Annotated in this window: 17 protein-coding genes; 7 read left to right on the plus strand and 10 right to left on the minus strand. The window is 69.3% G+C overall.

Annotation, left to right across the window (positions count from 1 at the left end; translation table 11 throughout):
• Window positions 1–5: 5 nt before the first annotated feature.
• The 4 genes from GA0115254_RS02950 to GA0115254_RS02965 all read right to left on the minus strand — a co-directional run bounded on the left by GA0115254_RS02950 (window position 6) and on the right by GA0115254_RS02965 (window position 3588).
• Complete coding sequence (locus tag GA0115254_RS02950) at window positions 6–1016, minus strand: hypothetical protein (protein ID WP_176739955.1); 1011 nt, start codon at window positions 1014–1016, stop codon at window positions 6–8.
• Window positions 1017–1110: 94 nt separating this feature from the next.
• The gene (locus tag GA0115254_RS02955; protein ID WP_093893680.1) at window positions 1111–2088 is read right to left on the minus strand and encodes an ABC transporter substrate-binding protein; all 978 of its coding nucleotides are present in this window, start codon (window positions 2086–2088) and stop codon (window positions 1111–1113) included.
• Window positions 2089–2188: 100 nt separating this feature from the next.
• A complete protein-coding gene (locus GA0115254_RS02960) occupies window positions 2189–2863 on the minus strand; it encodes an ABC transporter permease (protein WP_093893681.1) in 675 nt (224 codons plus the stop codon).
• A gap of 2 nt (window positions 2864–2865) precedes the next feature.
• Complete coding sequence (locus GA0115254_RS02965; protein WP_093893682.1) at window positions 2866–3588, minus strand: ABC transporter permease; 723 nt, start codon at window positions 3586–3588, stop codon at window positions 2866–2868.
• A gap of 128 nt (window positions 3589–3716) precedes the next feature.
• Between GA0115254_RS02965 and GA0115254_RS02970 the strand changes: the two genes are divergently transcribed.
• Window positions 3717–4892 carry an ABC transporter ATP-binding protein gene (locus tag GA0115254_RS02970; protein WP_093893683.1) on the plus strand — a complete coding sequence of 392 codons (1176 nt, stop codon included), beginning with the start codon at window positions 3717–3719 and terminating at the stop codon, window positions 4890–4892.
• Between the two features lie 45 nt (window positions 4893–4937).
• Here GA0115254_RS02970 and GA0115254_RS02975 read toward each other — a convergent pair whose 3' ends face one another.
• Window positions 4938–6059, minus strand: coding sequence for an alpha/beta hydrolase (locus tag GA0115254_RS02975; protein ID WP_093893684.1), 1122 nt, complete (start codon window positions 6057–6059; stop codon window positions 4938–4940).
• A gap of 139 nt (window positions 6060–6198) precedes the next feature.
• Here GA0115254_RS02975 and GA0115254_RS02980 point away from each other — a divergent pair, with 139 nt between their 5' ends.
• The 6 genes from GA0115254_RS02980 (at window position 6199) to GA0115254_RS03005 (ending at window position 11147) form a co-directional block, all read left to right on the plus strand.
• Window positions 6199–8040: a phosphatidylglycerol lysyltransferase domain-containing protein gene (locus GA0115254_RS02980; RefSeq protein ID WP_093893685.1), complete on the plus strand. Its 1842-nt coding sequence runs from the start codon at window positions 6199–6201 to the stop codon at window positions 8038–8040.
• Between the two features lie 94 nt (window positions 8041–8134).
• Window positions 8135–8932 carry a dihydropteroate synthase gene (folP, locus tag GA0115254_RS02985; RefSeq protein WP_256102374.1) on the plus strand — a complete coding sequence of 266 codons (798 nt, stop codon included), beginning with the start codon at window positions 8135–8137 and terminating at the stop codon, window positions 8930–8932.
• Window positions 8929–9411, plus strand: a complete 483-nt coding sequence (locus GA0115254_RS02990) for a nuclear transport factor 2 family protein (RefSeq protein WP_093893687.1) — start codon at window positions 8929–8931, stop codon at window positions 9409–9411. Before folP ends, GA0115254_RS02990 begins: the two co-directional genes overlap by 4 nt.
• Before the next feature lie 192 nt (window positions 9412–9603).
• Window positions 9604–9963, plus strand: a complete 360-nt coding sequence (gene folB / locus GA0115254_RS02995) for a dihydroneopterin aldolase (protein ID WP_093893688.1) — start codon at window positions 9604–9606, stop codon at window positions 9961–9963.
• Entirely contained in the window at window positions 9960–10571 is a 612-nt protein-coding gene (folK, locus tag GA0115254_RS03000) for a 2-amino-4-hydroxy-6-hydroxymethyldihydropteridine diphosphokinase (RefSeq protein ID WP_093893689.1), read from the plus strand. The genes folB and folK overlap by 4 nt, the downstream gene beginning before the upstream one ends.
• Before the next feature lie 93 nt (window positions 10572–10664).
• Window positions 10665–11147 (plus strand): DUF3180 domain-containing protein, encoded by a 483-nt coding sequence (locus tag GA0115254_RS03005; protein WP_093893743.1) that lies wholly within the window; start codon window positions 10665–10667, stop codon window positions 11145–11147.
• Between the two features lie 37 nt (window positions 11148–11184).
• Here the strand turns inward: GA0115254_RS03005 and folE are convergent, their stop codons facing one another.
• The 5 genes from folE to GA0115254_RS03030 all read right to left on the minus strand — a co-directional run bounded on the left by folE (window position 11185) and on the right by GA0115254_RS03030 (window position 17255).
• Window positions 11185–11790 (minus strand): GTP cyclohydrolase I FolE, encoded by a 606-nt coding sequence (gene folE, locus GA0115254_RS03010; protein WP_093893690.1) that lies wholly within the window; start codon window positions 11788–11790, stop codon window positions 11185–11187.
• A gap of 155 nt (window positions 11791–11945) precedes the next feature.
• The gene (ftsH, locus tag GA0115254_RS03015) at window positions 11946–13976 is read right to left on the minus strand and encodes an ATP-dependent zinc metalloprotease FtsH (protein ID WP_093893691.1); all 2031 of its coding nucleotides are present in this window, start codon (window positions 13974–13976) and stop codon (window positions 11946–11948) included.
• Between the two features lie 224 nt (window positions 13977–14200).
• The gene (gene hpt / locus GA0115254_RS03020) at window positions 14201–14740 is read right to left on the minus strand and encodes a hypoxanthine phosphoribosyltransferase (protein ID WP_072487175.1); all 540 of its coding nucleotides are present in this window, start codon (window positions 14738–14740) and stop codon (window positions 14201–14203) included.
• A gap of 99 nt (window positions 14741–14839) precedes the next feature.
• A complete protein-coding gene (gene tilS, locus GA0115254_RS03025; protein ID WP_093893692.1) occupies window positions 14840–15922 on the minus strand; it encodes a tRNA lysidine(34) synthetase TilS in 1083 nt (360 codons plus the stop codon).
• 199 nt (window positions 15923–16121) lie between these two features.
• On the minus strand, window positions 16122–17255 hold the full coding sequence (locus GA0115254_RS03030; RefSeq protein WP_093893693.1) for a zinc-dependent metalloprotease: 1134 nt from the start codon (window positions 17253–17255) through the stop codon (window positions 16122–16124).
• Window positions 17256–17275 lie beyond the last annotated feature (20 nt).

Below are 17275 nucleotides of genomic sequence, written 5' to 3' on the forward strand. Positions count from 1 at the left end.
CGCGCCTACGAGATCGCGCTGCGCAGCTCCACCACGTCCAGCTGCTCGGTCTCGTCGTGCGCGGTCAGGTCGATGACCTTGCCGACGGCCCGGTTCTCGGCCGTGCCGGTGCGGTGCGCGGCCAGTGCCTCCTCGCCCACCACGTCCGCGAGGTCCTCGTTCTGCACCGACTCGATCGCGGCGCGCGCCTTCTGCGTACCGAAGAAGTCGAAGCTGCCCTGCGGCACCAGATGACGGCGGGACGCCGCGTACGGAGCGACGGCGCTGGCGGCCGGCACGGTGCGCGCCGCGGGCAGCGCGGGAGACGGCCGGGTCGCGGGAAGGACGGCCGGCGGGCGGAGGTGCTGCGCCGCGGACGCGTCCGCGGCCGCCGCGTGCTTCCCCTGCCGCTCCTCCGCCTCCCGGGCCCGCTCCGCGAGATCCCGCTTCCTGGCCTGCTCGGCGGTACGGCGCGCCTCCTGAAACGCCCCGTTGCGCGAGAGGTCCTCCAGCGCCTGGGCAGCACGCAGATAGGCGGCCGGTGTCGGTGTGCTGCGTGCGGCGGGCAGCTCCCGGGGCGCGGCGGCTTCGAGCGCGAGTTGCCTGCGGCCCTCCAGCGCGCTGGCCCGCTCGGTCTCGGCGTTGGCGTACCGCCGCAGCAGCGCGGCGTGCTCCCCGCGCAGGCCGGCAAGCTCCACCCGCTTGCGGCGCAGCTTCGTCTCCAGCCGTACACGCAGCTCCCGCGACTCCTCCAGGTCGGCCTCGAGCTCGGCCACGCGCTCCTCGGCCCGCCATTCGTCGCCGGCACGGGCACGCGCCAACTCCGCGACACGACGGCCCGCTTCCCGGTCCCAGCTGCGCATCAGATACGCGCCGGTCACGGCAGCGGCCGCCGCGGCGGCCACCAGGCCGCGCAGGATCAGGGGCTCGGCGAGCAGCCAGGCGCCTGCGGCACAGACGACCGAGACTCCGACGACGGCCGAAGACGGAAGGATTCTGTGCAGAGGTGGCGAATGGCGATGACGTCCACGTGGCATGGCCTGAAATTTACAGTGCGTACGGGGCGCTTGGGGGGCCGCCCGCCAATCTGTTCCCGGCCGGTTACCTGACGGCCCCCGATCCCCCCAATCCCTACTTCTTGATGAGGCTCTTCGACTGCAGATAGTCCTTGGCCACATCGGCGGGCTTTGCGCGCTCGGCGTCGACCTTGCGGTTCAGTTCCGCCAGATCCTCGGTCGTGAGGGCCTTGGTGAGCTTGCCGAGTGCGTCGGCAATGTCCTGGGAACCCGCGTCCTTGGCATTGACGACCGGCAGAACGTTGTCCGCGTTCTGGAGCTTCTTGTCGTCCTCCAGGAACACCAGGCCGTAGCTGTCCAGCACCGCGTCCGTGGTGGTGGTGAGAACCAGTTGGTCCTTGCCGTCCTTCACGGCCTGCTTGGACTGCGGCGTACCGACTCCCTTGGGGTCGATACCGGTGACATCGATTCCGTACGTCTTCTTCAGACCCGGTGCGCAGAACGGCCGCACCTCGCACTCGTCGCCGGCCGCGATCTTCACTTCGGCCTTCGACCTGCCGAGATCCGAAAGCGTCCTGAGCTTGTTCTCGGTGGCGAATTCCTTGGTCACCGCGAAGGCGTTCTGGTCGACGGCCTCGCCGGCCGGGAGTACCTTCAGCCCGCGCGGGGTGGCGAGCTTCTCCAGCGCCGCGACCGTGGCGGCCGCATCACCGGAGGCGACCGGCTTCTTCTCGGCCTCCTTCGCCCCGTTCACCTTGGCATTGAGGAATTCGGCGATCGTCGCGGCATATTCGGGGACGACATCGATCTCCCCCTTCTCCAGGGACGGTTCGTACAGTTCCCGGTTGGCCACCGTGGTGACCGAGGCGCTGTATCCGGCGTCGCCCAGGATCTGTGCGTACAGCTCCGCGAGCACCTTGGACTCGGTGAAGGAGGCCGCCCCGACGACGAGCGAGCCCTTCTTGCCGGAGCCGCCGGAGGGTGCCGAGCCCCCCTTGTCCTTCTCCAGGCTGTCGCCACCGCAGGCGGCGAGCGAGCCGGCCAGCGCGACCATGCCGATGACTGCGCCCGCTATTCGCGAGGTCTTGCTCATGAGTTGTTCTCCGTCCACAGCAACAGGATCTGTTTGAGATGGGATCCGGGGATCGAGGGGGTGCGATGAAGTGGGCCCTACGGGCGGTCGTACCGCGCCGTCATGCCGTCCTGCGGCGGCGCAGCGGTGACAGCATCCGGTCCAGGCCCACCAGCACCGCCTCCACCAGCAGGGCGAGCACGGCGACCAGCAGCGCCCCCGCGACCACCTGCGGTGTGTTGTACGTGTTGAACCCGGCGGTGATGATCCGGCCGAGACCGCCTTGGCCGACCATCGCGGCGATCGTCGCCGTGGCGACCACCTGGACCGCGGCCGAGCGCAGCCCGGTCATGATCATCGGGTAGGCCAGCGGGAGTTCGACCCGCACGAAGAGCTGACCTCCGGACATTCCCATGCCCCGCGCCGCCTCGGTCACCGACCGGTCGACCTCCGTCATCCCGACATAGGCGTTGGTGAGCAGCGGCGGCACGGCGAACAGCACCAGCGCGGTGATCGTCGGCACATATCCGGCATTGCGCAGCGGCGAGACCATGAAGAGGGCGAGCACCGCGAAGACCGGGATCGCCCGCCCCACATTGGAGATGTTGACGGCCAGCGCGCCCCCCTTCCCGATGTGCCCGAGGCAGAGCGCGATCGGCAGGGCCACGGCGCAGGCCAGGGCGAGCGCGACGCCGCTGACGTACAGATGCTCGCCGAGCCGGTGGGCCGCCCCGTTCTCCCCCGACCAGTTGGCGCCGGTGGTGAGCCAGGTCCAGGCCTCGCCAAGAACTCCCATGGTCAGACCACCTTTGCCGTGGCGCCCGCGACCGCACCCGCGCCTGCGTGAGCGGTGCGTATTCGGGTCCAGGGGGTCAACAGCCGCTGGAGGACCAGCAGCAGCAGATCGGCGACGACCGCGAGCAGTACGCACAGGACCGAGGCGGTGAGCACCTGGGCCTTGAAGAAGCTGGGCAGAGCGTCCCCTATGAGATTGCCGAGGCCGCCTCTGCCGATGATCGATCCGACCGTCGTCAGTGCGATCGTCGAGACCGTCGCGATCCGCACCCCGGCCATCACCGCGGGCAGGGCAAGGGGGAGTTCGACCTCCCACATCAGCCGGACCGGCCCGTACCCCAATCCCTCGGCCGCCTCCTTCGCCTCCTGCGGGACCGCTTCGAGGCCCGCCAGGATGTTCCGTACGAGAATGGTCAGCGAATACAACACCAGGCCGGTGACGACCAGCGCCGCGGAAAGTCCGAACAGTGGCAGCAGCAGCGAGAACATGGCGAGCGAAGGCACGGTGTAGAGCACCGTCGTCAGCCCGAGGACCGGTCCGGCGAAGCGGCGGCTGCGGCGGGCGAGCAGCGCCAGCGGAAAGGCCACCAGGAGTCCGATCAGCACCGAGACCGCGGTGATCCAGATGTGCTGGACCGTCGCATCGGTCAACTCCTGGCTGCGGGAACGGAGATACTCCCCACAGATCCAGTCGTTCGTCACCATGCAGTTCTGTGCGGCAGCCATCCGTCCCCCCTCCGATTACCGCCTCGTACCGATGTTCCAGTGACCCTATCCTCGACCACTGACAATCGCCGAGGCCGTTGTATTCCAGCAACATGTCCTTCACAGAACACGCGCGACAATGGGGAACCATGATCCGTTTCGAGCATGTCACCAAGCGGTACGCGGACGGCACCACCGCCGTCGACGACCTTTCCTTCGAGGTCGCCGAGGGTGAACTGGTCACGCTCGTCGGACCGTCGGGCTGCGGCAAGACGACCACCATGAAGATGGTGAACCGGTTGATCGAACCGACCGAGGGCCGGATATTCCTCGACGGGGACGACATATCCGCCATCGACCCCGTCCGGCTGCGCCGCCGTATCGGCTATGTGATCCAGCAGGTGGGTCTCTTCCCGCACCGAACGGTCCTGGATAACACGGCGACCGTTCCTCATCTCCTCGGCTGGAAACGAGGAAAGGGCCGTGAGCGCGCGGCGGAACTCCTCGACCTTGTCGGACTTGATCCTTCCGTTTATGGCGACCGCTATCCGGAACAGCTCTCCGGCGGCCAGCGTCAACGCGTGGGCGTGGCACGGGCACTGGCCGCGGATCCGCCGGTGCTCCTGATGGACGAACCCTTCGGCGCGGTCGACCCAGTTGTACGGGAACGGCTGCAGAACGAATTCCTGAAACTCCAGGCACAGGTCCGCAAAACCGTGCTGTTCGTCACGCACGACATCGAGGAAGCGGTCCGGCTCGGTGACCGGATCGCCGTCTACGGACAGGGCTCCATCGAGCAGTTCGACTCCCCGGCAACCGTACTGGGCGCCCCCGCCACCCCCTATGTCGCGGACTTCGTCGGCGCCGACCGGGGCCTCAAGCGGCTCTCCGTGACCCCCATCGAGGAGGGCGACCTGGACCAGCCACCGGTCGTCCACCTCGACGACTCCCTGACGAGGGCGACCGAGCGGCTGCGGGCCGAAGGAGCGCGCTGGGCCGTCGTGCTGGACGGAGAGAACAATCTGCACGGCTGGATCCCGGCCGACGGCCTCACCACCGGGACCAAGGACACAGTGCGCGCCCACGCCCGCAGGATGGAGGCGTGGCTGCCCGTCGGCGCCCCGCTCAAGCAGGCGTTCGCCACCATGCTCCAGCACGACGCGGGCTGGATCGCCGTCATCGACAAGGAGAGCAACGGCCGCTTCCTCGGCGTACTCACCCCGGCCCGGCTCCATGAGGCGCTGCGCCGCTCGATCGACGCGGACGCCCAGGACGTCCCGCGTGCCGAGGTGGCCGTCGAGACGGTGGAGAGCGTCGCACGGTGAGCCGGTGAACGGGAGCCGGGAAGCGGGCCCCGGACCGGGCCCGACTCAGTTCTCGCTCAGCCGGCTGCTCATCCAGTCCAGCGCCGAAGGGATCTCCCGGCGCCAGGTGTTGAAGTTGTGCCCGCCGCTGTCGAGCACGATCGACGAGACCTGGGCGGGCGGCTTCACCTTGGCGATGAACTGCTGCGTGGTGTGGTAGTTCCCCTCGCCGCGCTTGGAGGTCGTGACGAGGAAGGACGAGTCGGGCTGCGGCAGATTGTCCAGGCTCCACATCAGATCGGAGCGGTCGCGCGCCCCCTGGTCGCCGTGGAAGAGGTCGCCGGTCGTCGGGTCCTCGGCCGCCTTGTAGTACGCGGAGAGCCCGGCGCTCGCGGCGAACCGGTCCGGATGGTGGAGCCCGATCTTCAGCGCACAGTAGCCGCCGGTCGAATTGCCCATGATGCCCCAGTTACGGGCCAGTTTGCCGACCCGGTACGTATCCGAGATCGCCCGCGGCAGATCCTCGGCGAAGAACGTCTCGGTCTTCGGTCCGCCTTTTATGTCCACACACTCGGTGTCCCGCGGCGGCGCCACTGTCGGCCGCAGCATCACCAGGATCATCGGCTGCGCCCGGCCGGCCTTCACCCGCTCGTGCGCCGTCCGCGGGTAGTGAAGGCCCTTCAGCAGGTTCTCCGCGACACCCGGGTAGCCGGTGAGGACGACGACCGCGGGGAACTTCCGGCGGGCGAACGCCGCCTGGAAGTACTCCGGCGGGAGGTACACATACGCCGAACTCTCGATCTTCGACTTCCGCCCCGCTATCACGACCTTGTCGATCCGGCCGCCCATCGTGGGCCGCGCACCACCCGGCACGTCCGGCCGCTGTATCCCGACCCGCACGATGTTCTTCGATGCCAGCGTTCCGGCCGCCCGGTCCGTGACCACGCCCAGATCCTGCTTCTGGCCGAACAGATCGGCCCAGGAGCCGTAGAAGAGGAACGAGTTGTTGGCCACCAGACCGACGGAGACGAAGACCGTCAGCTGAGTCGCCAGCAGCAGGCCGACCCTGCCGAACACCGCGGACACGCTGCGCCGGGCCAACCGCGGCCAGAGCCAGACCGTGGCGGCGAAGAACACCACGGCCAGCACGATCGCCGCGGCCAGAAATGTCTTGCTGGTAAGACCCATGGGGGGTGAGCTTTCTTGTCGGGAATTTTCCGGCAGGCGGGTGAACCCTTACCTCGGAAGCCTCGTCCTACAGATCGCACATCGTCCGGAAGGCCTCGGCCGAAGGACTCAAGAATCTCTCGCGGAACCACGGGAAGCGATGTCTGTCACGCTAGATGGGGATAAATCGGGATCGGTTCCGAGTCCTGTACGTAAGTTCGTACGCGGCCCGCGTCCCGAATCCGTACCGACGCTGGTCGGTACCGCCTGCGCCGTCGTCGGCCTGATCGATGTCGCCGCGGGCGTGTTCCCGCGCTTCCGGCACAGCCGGATGCACACGCTCGCCGAGGTGCTCCCCGGCGCCCTCGGGCCGTTCGCCGCCGCCCTCTCCCTGAGTGCGGGCGTCCTGCTGCTGCTTCTCGCCCACGGGCTCAAGCGGCGCAAGCGGCGGGCCTGGCGGGCGGCCGTCGTGCTGCTGCCCGCCGGTGCGCTGGCGCAGTTCGTCTACCGGCACTCGGTCATCGGCACGCTCGTCTCGCTGACGCTCTGCCTGCTGCTGGTTCGCCATCGCGGTGAATTCGCCGCGCTCCCCGACCCGAGGAGCCGCTGGCGGGCCCTGGCCAATTTCGTGCTCCTCGGAGCGGGTTCGCTGGGCCTGGGCCTGATCATCGTCAGCGTCCACCCCGGCCGGGTCGTGGGGAACCCCAGCATCGCCGACCGGCTCCAGCACGTGCTGTACGGCCTGTTCGGCTTCGAGGGCCCCGTCGAGTACGCCGGAGTCACCTCCTGGACCGTGGCGTGCTCGCTCGGCGCCCTCGGTCTGCTGACCGCCGTCACCACCATCTATCTCGCCTTCCGCCCCGAGCACCCGGCCGCCCGCCTCACCGAGGACGACGAGGCCCGGCTGCGCGCCCTGCTGGAGAAGCACGGCGGCCGCGACTCGCTCGGCCACTTCGCGCTCCGCCGCGACAAGGGCGTCGTCTTCTCCCCCAGTGGCAAGGCAGCCGTCTGCTACCGCGTCGTGTCCGGGGTGATGCTGGCGAGCGGCGACCCGATAGGCGACGTGGAGGCCTGGCCCGGCGCCATCGAGCGCTTCATGGACGAGGCCAAGGCCCACTCCTGGACCCCCGCCGTAATGGGCTGCAGCGAGACCGGCGGCGAGGTCTGGACCCGCGAGACCGGACTCGACGCACTGGAACTCGGCGACGAGGCGGTGGTGGATGTCGCGGATTTCTCGCTCGCCGGGCGCGCGATGCGCAACGTACGCCAGATGGTGAAGCGCATTGAACGTCTTGGCTACGAGACCCAGGTCCGGCGCATCCGCGACATCGGCGAGGCCGAGCTGGCCCGCATCCGGCGGGCCGCCGCCGACTGGCGCGGCACCGACAACGAGCGCGGCTTCTCCATGGCGCTCGGCCGGATGGGTGACCCGGCCGACGGGGACTGCATCATCGCCACCGCCCACAAGGCCGACGAGCACACCGCCGACTCCCCGTACGGCGACCTGAAGGCCGTACTCCACTTCGTCCCGTGGGGCAGGGACGGCATGTCCCTCGATCTGATGCGCCGCGACCGCTCCGCCGACCCGGGCATGAACGAACTGCTGATCGTCGCCGCCCTGCAGGCCGCCTCCCAGCTCTCCGTCGAACGCGTCTCGCTGAACTTCGCGATGTTCCGCTCGGCACTCGCCCGCGGCGAGAAGCTGGGTGCGGGACCAGTGCTGCGGACCTGGCGCGGACTGCTGATCTTTCTGTCGCGCTGGTTCCAGATCGAGTCTCTGTACAAGTTCAACGCCAAGTTCCGGCCCCGCTGGGAGCCCCGCTTCGTCGTCTACCGCGCCGCCCGTGACCTGCCGCGCATCTCCTTCGCGGCCATGCAGGCCGAGGGCTTTGTGAACCTCGCGCTGCCCCGCCCCCTCGCCCGCCGATTCCCGCGACGCCGGCCGCGCCCCTGCGCCCACACCCCGGCGCCGGGCCAGGAGCACCACGCCCGCGCGGCGTAACAGCACACCGTACGGGGCCTACGCTGGTCGCATGAGTACCTTGCGTGGACGAGGCACGGTCCAAGGCCTGCCGGAGTGGGACCGCTGTGCGGTCATGGGTGTCGTCAATGTGACCCCGGACTCCTTCTCCGACGGCGGCCGCTGGTTCGACGCCACGGCCGCGATCAAACATGGCCTCGACCTGGTCGCCGAGGGCGCCGACCTGATCGATGTCGGCGGTGAGTCGACCCGCCCCGGTGCCAGCCGGGTGGACGCGTCGGAGGAGCTGCGGCGTGTGGTCCCGGTGGTCAAGGGCCTGGCGTCCGAAGGGGTCACGGTCTCCGTGGACACCATGCGGGCCCGTGTCGCCGAGGAATCGGTCGCGGCCGGAGCCGCCCTGGTCAACGATGTGAGCGGCGGCCTCGCCGACCCGGACATGGTCGAGGTCGTCGCCGCGGCCGGCACGCCGTTCGTCGTGATGCACTGGCGCGGCTTCAGCGAGTCCATGAACAGCCGGGCGGTGTACGGGGACGTCGTCGCCGAGGTCGTCGCGGAGCTGCGGGAGCGGATGGACGCCGTGATCGCGGGGGGTGTCGCCCCGGAACGGATCGTGATCGACCCCGGGCTCGGCTTCGCCAAGGACGCCGGCCACGACCTCGCGCTGGTCGCCCACCTCGACGAGCTGCGCGCCCTGGGCCGCCCGCTGCTGGTAGCCGCCTCCCGCAAGCGCTTCCTCGGCCATGTGCTGGCCGACGAGGGCGCCGCACCGCCGCCCGCTCGCGAACGCGACGCCGCCACTGCGGCGATCTCCGCGCTCTCCGCCCGCGCCGGTGCCTGGGCCGTCCGTGTCCACGAGGTACGGGCCACGGCCGACGCGGTACGGGTCGCCCGCGCCGTCGAGGGAGCCGCGTGAGCCGGCCCCGCGACGAGCACGCGGAGGCGGCCGCCGACATCGCGGCCGTCGAGCAGGCCAACACCGCCTTCTACGAGGCGATGGAGCGCGGCGACTTCGACGACCTCTCCGGGCTCTGGCTGCCGGGCGAGGACCTCACCGTCTCCTGCGTCCACCCCGGCTGGCCGGTGCTCACCGGCCGCGGCGAGGTGTTGCGCAGTTACGCCCTGATCATGGCGAACACCGAGTACATCCAGTTCTTCCTGACCGATGTCGGGGTCTCGATGACCGGCGACACGGCCCTGGTGACCTGCACGGAGAACATCCTCAGCGGCGGCCCCGCGGAGGACGGCAACGCGCTCGGACCGCTGGTCGGCCAACTCGTCGTGGCCACCAATGTGTTCCGGCGCACACCGGACGGCTGGAAGCTCTGGTCCCACCACGGCTCGCCCGTCCTCACCGAATCCGATGAGGACGAGGAGGAGGACACATCCCCCTGACCGGGGCATCCGCCCGACGGGGGGTTGGAATCCGGAACCGCGGGTAGAAGCGGCTACCAGCCCCGCAAGGTCCTGTCCATAGCCCCCGCGGGCGGGCACTGTCGGTGCTCGCAGGTAGATTCGAAACAGGGCACCCAGCCGTCCGCACGCGGCCCCGTGTCTCTACGCCCAACGACAGCAGGAGTGATTCGCGTGGATCGTGTCGCGCTGCGCGGCCTCAAGGCCCGTGGACACCATGGCGTCTTCCCTCGAGAACGGGAAGAGGGCCAGACGTTCATCGTGGACCTGGTGCTCGGCCTCGACACCCGCCCCGCGGCAGCCGCCGACGACCTGACGAAGACCGTGCACTACGGCGTCGTCGCGGAGGAGGTCGTCGACGTGGTGCAGGGGGAACCGGTCGATCTGATCGAAACGCTCGCGGAGCGCATCGCCCAGAAGTGCCTCAAGCACGAAGGAGTCGAGGAGGTGGAGGTGGTGGTGCACAAGCCGGATGCGCCGATCACCGTCCCCTTCGACGATGTGACCATCACCATCACCCGGAGCCGAGTATGACTGCATTTTCTACCGAGGGGCAGAGCGACCCGACCGTACAGCCGGTTCCCGCCTCCGTGGTCGAGCAGGTGGACGCCGCGGACATCACCCTCTCCAACCCCAAACGCGCCGTGATCTCCCTGGGCTCCAATCTGGGCAACCGCCTGGAGACCCTCCAGAGCGCCATAGACGCCCTGGAGGACACCCCCGGTCTGCGGGTCAAAGCAGTCTCCCCGGTGTACGAGACGGAGCCCTGGGGCGTCGCTCCCGGCTCCCAGCCCTCGTACTTCAACGCGGTGATCGTCGTGAAGACGACGCTCCCGCCGTCCTCCCTCCTGGAACGCGGCCAGGCCATCGAAGAGGCCTTCGACCGGGTCCGTGAGGAACGCTGGGGCCCGCGCACCATCGACGTCGACATCGTGGCGTACGCGGATGTCGTCTCCGACGACCCGGCGCTCACCCTCCCTCACCCCCGCGCCCATGAGCGCGCCTTCGTGCTCGCCCCGTGGCACGACGTCGACCCCGAGGCCCAGCTGCCCGGCTCCGGCCCGGTCGCGGAGTTGCTGGCCGGTGTCGGCCGGGAGGGGGTACTGCCCCGGGCCGACCTGGAACTCCGTCTGCCCGAATAGTCGTTAGGCTCAACGGAAACGGATCACTGGTTGCACGGTGGCTACACGGACCACCGTGACACGCACCACCGGCGGCGAAGGGCGGATCACTCGGTGAAGCAACTACGGCTCGGGGTACTGGTCGGCCTCTTCGCCGCGGCCGGAGTGCTCTCCTGGGGTGGTGCCCGCCTCTGGGACTCCCTGGGCAGTCTGCCGAGCGTTCCCCTTGCCGCGCCGATCGTGCTCGCTGTGATCGCCGCCATCCTGCTCGCGACGGCGCTCTCCATCCGTTCCCGGCTGCGCGCCCAGCGTGAGCGCCGGCCGGGAGCCAAGGGCGTCGAGCCACTGATGGCGGCCCGCGCAGTCGTCTTCGGCCAGGCCAGCGCGCTCGTCGTCTCCCTGGTCTCCGGCATGTACGGCGGCACGGGTGTCTTCCTGCTCGGCTCCCTCGACATCCCGGCCCGCCGCGACCAGGCGATCTACGCGGGCTTCGCGGTCCTGGCCGGCATCGCGGTGGTTGCCGCGGCCCTCTGGCTGGAGCGCATCTGCAAGCTCCCGGAGGACGAGGACAACGACAAGAGCTCGGCGGCCGCGTAGCGGTCACCGAGCTCTTCCCTCACAGCCGCTCCGGAGCTCAGCGCGCCATGATCAGGCTCATGGCCTCGGCGCGCGTCGCGGGGTCGCGGAGCTGGCCGCGTACCGCCGAGGTCAGCGTCTTCGCACCGGGCTTGCGGATACCGCGCATCGACATGCACATGTGCTCGCACTCGACGACGACAACGACCCCGCGCGGCTCCAGAATCTCCATGAGCGAATCGGCGATCTGCGTGGTGAGCCGCTCCTGGACCTGCGGGCGCCGGGCGAAGACATCGACGAGGCGGGCCAGCTTCGACAGACCGGTGATCTTGCCGCTGGTCGCAGGGATGTACCCGACATGCGCGACACCCCGGAACGGCACCAGGTGGTGTTCGCAGGTGGAGAACACCTCGATGTCCTTGACCAGCACCATCTCGTCGTGGCCGAGGTCGAACGTGGTCGTCAGCACATCCTGGGGCTCCTGGTAGAGGCCCGCGAATATCTCCTTGTACGCCCGTGCCACCCGCCCCGGCGTCTCGCGCAGTCCCTCACGGTCCGGATCCTCGCCCACGGCGAAGAGGAGTTCGCGTACGGCCGCCTCGGCCCGCTTCTCGTCGAACTCACCGATCGAGCCCTGGCCGTCCAACGTCACCGGGTCGGTCATCTGTGCCTCGTTCCTCTGTGCTGTCACCCGCACATACCTCCGCACGGGCGTACGAAAAAGCCGCGCCCCCACAGGCTAGAACCTGCGGGGACGCGGCATCCATTCCGGGCCCGGTGCAGCTCCCGTGACAGGTGCCACACCGGGGTAGCGGGACCTCAGCTCTCGGGACGGTCCTCCGGGATCACCTCGGTGGCCGGGACGGTGTCCGTGGGGACGACCGAGCCGTTCGCCGTGGCGGCGCCGTTGGTGAGGGCGAGCTCCTTCGGCGAGAGCACCGGCGGCCGCGTCGACGGGGTGCGTCGGGCGGAACCGGTCCATGCCGGACGGGACGGGCGCTTCACGATCGGGGCGAAGATCTCGGCGATCTCCTCCTTGCCGAGCGTCTCCTTCTCGAGGAGCTGGAGAACCAGTGCGTCCAGAACGTCGCGGTTCTCGACAAGGATCTCCCACGCGTCGTTGTGCGCGGTCTCGATGAGCTTCTTGACCTCTTCGTCGACGAGGGCCGCGACCTCTTCCGAGTAGTCGCGCTGGTGGCCCATCTCCCGGCCCACGAAGGGCTCGGTGTTGTCGCCGCCGAACTTGATCGCGCCGAGCCGCTCCGTCATGCCGTACTGCGTGACCATCGCGCGGGCCGTTGCGGTGGCCTTCTCGATGTCGTTCGCAGCGCCGGTGGTCGGGTCGTGGAAGACCAGCTCCTCGGCCGCGCGCCCGCCCAGCATGTAGGCCAGCTGGTCGAGCATCTCGTTGCGCGTCGTGGAGTACTTGTCCTCCTCCGGGAGCACCATCGTGTAACCGAGGGCGCGGCCGCGGGAGAGGATCGTGATCTTGTGGACCGGGTCCGACTGGGGGGAAGCCGCCGCGACCAGGGCGTGTCCGCCCTCGTGGTACGCGGTGATCTTCTTCTCCTTCTCGGACATGATCCGGGTCCGCTTCTGCGGACCCGCCACGACGCGGTCGATGGCCTCGTCGAGCATCTTGTTGTCGATCAGCTTCAGGTTGCCGCGCGCCGTGAGGAGCGCGGCTTCGTTCAGCACGTTCGACAGGTCGGCACCGGTGAAGCCTGGCGTACGACGGGCAACGGCGCCGAGGTCGACGTCCTTTGCGACCGGCTTGCCCTTCTGGTGCACCTTGAGAATCTCGAGACGGCCCTGCATGTCCGGCCGGTCGACCGCGATCTGCCGGTCGAAACGGCCCGGTCGCAGCAGCGCCGGGTCGAGGATGTCCGGCCGGTTCGTGGCGGCGATCAGGATGACGCCGCCCTTCACGTCGAAGCCGTCCATCTCGACAAGCAGCTGGTTCAGCGTCTGCTCGCGCTCGTCGTGACCGCCGCCCATTCCGGCACCTCGGTGCCGGCCGACGGCGTCGATCTCATCGACGAAAACGATCGCCGGAGCGTTCGCCTTGGCCTGCTCGAAGAGGTCACGGACCCGGCTGGCACCGACACCGACGAACATCTCGACGAAGTCGGAACCGGAGATCGAGTAGAACGGGACGCCCGCCTCGCCCGCGACGGCGCGTGCGAGCAGCGTCTTGCCCGTACCGGGAGGCCCGTAGAGCAGGACACCCTTCGGGATCTTGGCGCCGACGGCCTGGAACTTCGCCGGCTCCTGGAGGAACTCCTTGATCTCCTGGAGCTCCTCGACGGCCTCGTCCGACCCCGCCACATCGGCGAACGTCGTCTTCGGGGTGTCCTTGGTGATCAGCTTCGCCTTGGACTTCCCGAACTGCATGACCCGGGATCCGCCGCCCTGCATCTGATTCATCAGGAACAGGAAGACGACCACGATCAGGACGAAGGGCAGCAGCGAGAGGAGGATCGAGATGAACGGGGACTGCTTCGACGGCGAGACAGTGTAGCCCTTGTCGATCTTGCCGCTCTCGAACTTCTGCTGCAGCGTGTCGGCCAGCTGGACACCCTGGTCGCCGATGTAGCTCGCCTGGAACTTGCTGCCGGACTCGCCCGAAAGCTTCTGGCCCTTGTTCAACTCGATCTTGATGATCTGTTCGTCACCGGTGGTCAGCTTGGCCTGCGCCACCTGGTCCTTGCTGATCGCCTGGATCACCTTGCCGGTGTCCACCGATTTGTAGCCGCCCGACGAGCCGACGACCTGCATCAACACGACCACGGCGAGGACGGCCAGCACGATCCACATGACCGGCCCACGGAAGTATCGCTTCACGTCCATCCATACGGGGCGATGACGCCCCGTCCCTCCTGCCCGTAGGTAAATGCTGCTGTGAGAAAAGACTGTTCTTCGGACGGTACCCCAGCATTGTCGCCTGCGGCTGCCGGGGACGTCTGTCAAAACCCGCCTTCAAAGGCTCAACGGCGGGAATCCGGTGAAAGGTTCCCGTCGTCCGCCCCGGACGGGCCGGGCACCCCGGCCGGGCGAGAGGTGCCGGGAGGCGGTCAGCCCCCGTAGACGTGCGGAGCGAGCGTGCCGACGAAGGGCAGATTGCGGTACTTCTCCGCGTAATCCAGCCCGTATCCGACGACGAACTCGTTGGGGATGTCGAAGCCGACCCACTTGCAGTCGAGCGCGACCTTGGCCGCGTCCGGCTTGCGCAGCAGGGTGCAGATCTCCAGGGACGCCGGCTCACGCGAGCCGAGGTTCGACATCAGCCAGGACAGCGTCAGGCCCGAGTCGATGATGTCCTCGACGATCAGGACGTGCTTGCCCTTGATGTCAGTGTCCAGGTCCTTGAGGATCCGGACCACTCCGGAGGACTGGGTGCCCGCGCCGTACGACGAGACGGCCATCCAGTCCATGGTGACGGGGGTGGACAGCGCGCGCGCCAGGTCCGCCATGACCATCACTGCGCCCTTGAGGACGCCGACGATGAGCAGGTCCTTGCCCGCGTACTCCGCGTCGATCTTCGCGGCCAGCTCGACGAGCTTCGCGTCGATCTCTTCCTTGGTGAGGAGCACCGACTGAAGGTCGGTGCCCATGTCCTTCTCGTTCACCCGCGTCTCTTTCTTTGCCTGCCGGATCCGGGGTATCGACCCGGACCTGCGCGGCCGCTCGCCTGCATGTCAGCCGCTCGTGCTTCAGCTCTGCCGAATCACCAGTCTGCCACCCTGTCGCATGGCTTCGACCCGGCCCGGCAGGTTGATGGCCCGCTGGCCGCGCCAGCCGGTGATCAGACGGTCGACTTCCTCGATGTGCCGGGCGAAGAGCGAACCGGCCGGGGAGCCCGCCTCCATGGCGGCCCGGCGCAGTACCCGGCGGCGCACGGCGGGCGGCAGCGCGTACAGCTTGGCGCACTCCAGCCGCCCCGCGTCGTCCCGCACGGCGCGGTCGGCCTCGGCGGCCCAGGTGTCCAGGGCGTCTGCGTCGTCGCGGGAGAGCTGGGCGGTACGGGCCAGGGCCTCGACGACCCCTTTGCCCAGCGCCTTCTCCAGGGCGGGCAGGCCCTCGTGGCGCAGCCGGGAGCGGGTGTAGGCGGGGTCGATGTTGTGCGGGTCGTCCCAGACGGGCAGGGACTGGACGAGGCAGGCCTTGCGGGCGGTCTGCCGGTCGAGCTGGAGGAAGGGGCGGCGGTAGCGGCCGGCCGGGCCGGATGCGGCGGCCATGCCGGAGAGGGAGCGGATGCCGGAGCCGCGGGCGAGGCCCAGCAGCACCGTCTCCGCCTGGTCGTCACGGGTGTGACCGAGCAGGACGGCGGCGGCTCCGTGCCGCTCGGCCGCCGCGTCCAGGGCGGCGTAGCGGGCGTCGCGGGCCGCGGCCTCCGGGCCGCCTTCCTGGCCGACCTGCACGGCGACGGACTCGACCGGGTCGAGGCGCATGGCGGTGAGGCGGTCGACGACCTCGGCGGCCCGGGTGTCGGATCCGTCCTGAAGGCCGTGGTCGACGGTGATGCCGCCGGCCCGGACGTCGAGTTTGCGGGCCTCGAAGGCGAGGGCGGAGGCGAGCGCCATGGAATCGGCGCCGCCGGAGCATGCCACCAGCACCAGCGGGGTATCGGGGCGTTCGGGGAGTGCGGCGCGTTGCCTGCCCGCACCGGCTTCGGCGAGCTCGGGGTGCGGGGTGCGCCGGGTGTGCTCGGCGCTCCGGGTGTGTTCGGTGAGTACGTCGTGGAGTACGCGGCGGACCGCCAGGCGTATCGCCGCGACCGCAGGATGGGGACCCATGTCCGGTGCCCTTCGTGAAGTTTTGGGAGGTGCCTCGGAGTGCCGGAACGGGAAGAGTGCCGTCACTCAGAGTGCGTCGATGGTGACAGAGGCAAGCCGTCCATCGAGCATTGCACGCCTTCCCATGCCTCTACGGTCCCTCGGATGGGTGATTACCGGCGCGTTCGTGTCCTGTCGTCCGCCGCCGGGCCCGTCGTGATCAGGACTCTGCCTTACGGTGCACCCTCGCGATCCAGTCCGTCGGTTTCGCGATCTCCGCCTTGGTCGGGAGGGTGTTCGGCGAGGTCCAGACCCGGTTGAAGCCGTCCATGCCGACCTTGTCGACCACGGCACGGACGAATCGCTCGCCGTCGCGGTACTGGCGCAGTTTGGCGTCGAGTCCGAGAAGCTTGCGCAGCGCCTGGTCGAGACGGCTCGCACCGCGCGCCCTGCGCTGCTGGAACTTCTCCCGGATCTCGCCGACGGAGGAGACGACCTCGGGGCCGACGCCGTCCATCACGTAGTCGGCATGGCCTTCGAGCAGGGACATCACGGCGGTGAGCCGGCCGAGGATCTCGCGCTGGGCGGGTGTCTGGACCAGTTCGACGAGGCTGCGGCCGCCGTCCTCGCCGTCCTCGCCCTCGGGACGGCCCCCCGCCAGGGACTGGGCGGCCTCGCGGAGCCGTTCCAGCACGGTCATCGGGTCGACGTCGGTCTCTTCGAGGAACGACTGGATCTCGCCCTGCAGATGGTCGCGGAGCCAGGGCACACCGGTGAACTGGGTGCGATGGGTCTCCTCGTGGAGGGCGACCCAGAGCCGGAAGTCGTGCGGGTCGACCTCGAGTTCGCGCTCGACATGGACGATGTTCGGGGCGACGAGCAGCAGCCTGCCGCCGCCGTCGGCCGAGGCCGGGAGCTCGCGGGTGGCGGGGGCGAACGTCTCGTACTGGCCGAGGACCCGGGAGGCCAGGAACGACAGCAGCATCCCCACCTCGACGCCGGTCACCTTGCCGCCGACCGCGCCGAGCACGGCGCCGCCCGGTCCGTTGCCCCGCCGGTCCTGCATCTTCCCCAGGAGCGGGCGGAGCAGTTCGCGGAAGCCCGCGACATTGGCCTTGATCCAGCCGGCCCGGTCCACGACCAGGACCGGGGTGTCCTCCGGCTCGGTCCCCTCGGGGATCATCCGGGTGAAGGAACGGACGTGTTCCTCAGCGGCCTTGGCATGCCGGCGCAGCTCCGCGACGACCTCGCGGGCGCCCTCGCGGCTGATCTCGGGCCCCGGCCGCACAAGTCGGGTCGCGGTCGCGACCGCGAGATTCCAGTCGACCATCTCGGCACCACCGATGCTCGTCATGCGTCAACCGTACGTGCTCG

The sequence above is a fragment of the Streptomyces sp. Ncost-T10-10d genome, from assembly GCF_900091955.1.
Taxonomy (GTDB): domain Bacteria; phylum Actinomycetota; class Actinomycetes; order Streptomycetales; family Streptomycetaceae; genus Streptomyces.

Coding starts and splice junctions, on each gene's coding strand:
- ftsH (WP_093893691.1), bottom strand. CDS start 13,976: ATGGACGTGAAGCGATACTTCCGTGGGCCGGTCATGTGGATCGTGCTG.
- folK (WP_093893689.1), top strand. CDS start 9,960: ATGACTGCATTTTCTACCGAGGGGCAGAGCGACCCGACCGTACAGCCG.
- GA0115254_RS02955 (WP_093893680.1), bottom strand. CDS start 2,088: ATGAGCAAGACCTCGCGAATAGCGGGCGCAGTCATCGGCATGGTCGCG.
- folP (WP_256102374.1), top strand. CDS start 8,135: ATGGGTGTCGTCAATGTGACCCCGGACTCCTTCTCCGACGGCGGCCGC.
- folE (WP_093893690.1), bottom strand. CDS start 11,790: ATGACCGACCCGGTGACGTTGGACGGCCAGGGCTCGATCGGTGAGTTC.
- GA0115254_RS02950 (WP_176739955.1), bottom strand. CDS start 1,016: ATGCCACGTGGACGTCATCGCCATTCGCCACCTCTGCACAGAATCCTT.
- GA0115254_RS02965 (WP_093893682.1), bottom strand. CDS start 3,588: ATGGCTGCCGCACAGAACTGCATGGTGACGAACGACTGGATCTGTGGG.
- GA0115254_RS02980 (WP_093893685.1), top strand. CDS start 6,199: ATGTCTGTCACGCTAGATGGGGATAAATCGGGATCGGTTCCGAGTCCT.
- GA0115254_RS02960 (WP_093893681.1), bottom strand. CDS start 2,863: ATGGGAGTTCTTGGCGAGGCCTGGACCTGGCTCACCACCGGCGCCAAC.
- GA0115254_RS03030 (WP_093893693.1), bottom strand. CDS start 17,255: ATGACGAGCATCGGTGGTGCCGAGATGGTCGACTGGAATCTCGCGGTC.
- GA0115254_RS02970 (WP_093893683.1), top strand. CDS start 3,717: ATGATCCGTTTCGAGCATGTCACCAAGCGGTACGCGGACGGCACCACC.
- GA0115254_RS02975 (WP_093893684.1), bottom strand. CDS start 6,059: ATGGGTCTTACCAGCAAGACATTTCTGGCCGCGGCGATCGTGCTGGCC.
- hpt (WP_072487175.1), bottom strand. CDS start 14,740: ATGGGCACCGACCTTCAGTCGGTGCTCCTCACCAAGGAAGAGATCGAC.
- tilS (WP_093893692.1), bottom strand. CDS start 15,922: ATGGGTCCCCATCCTGCGGTCGCGGCGATACGCCTGGCGGTCCGCCGC.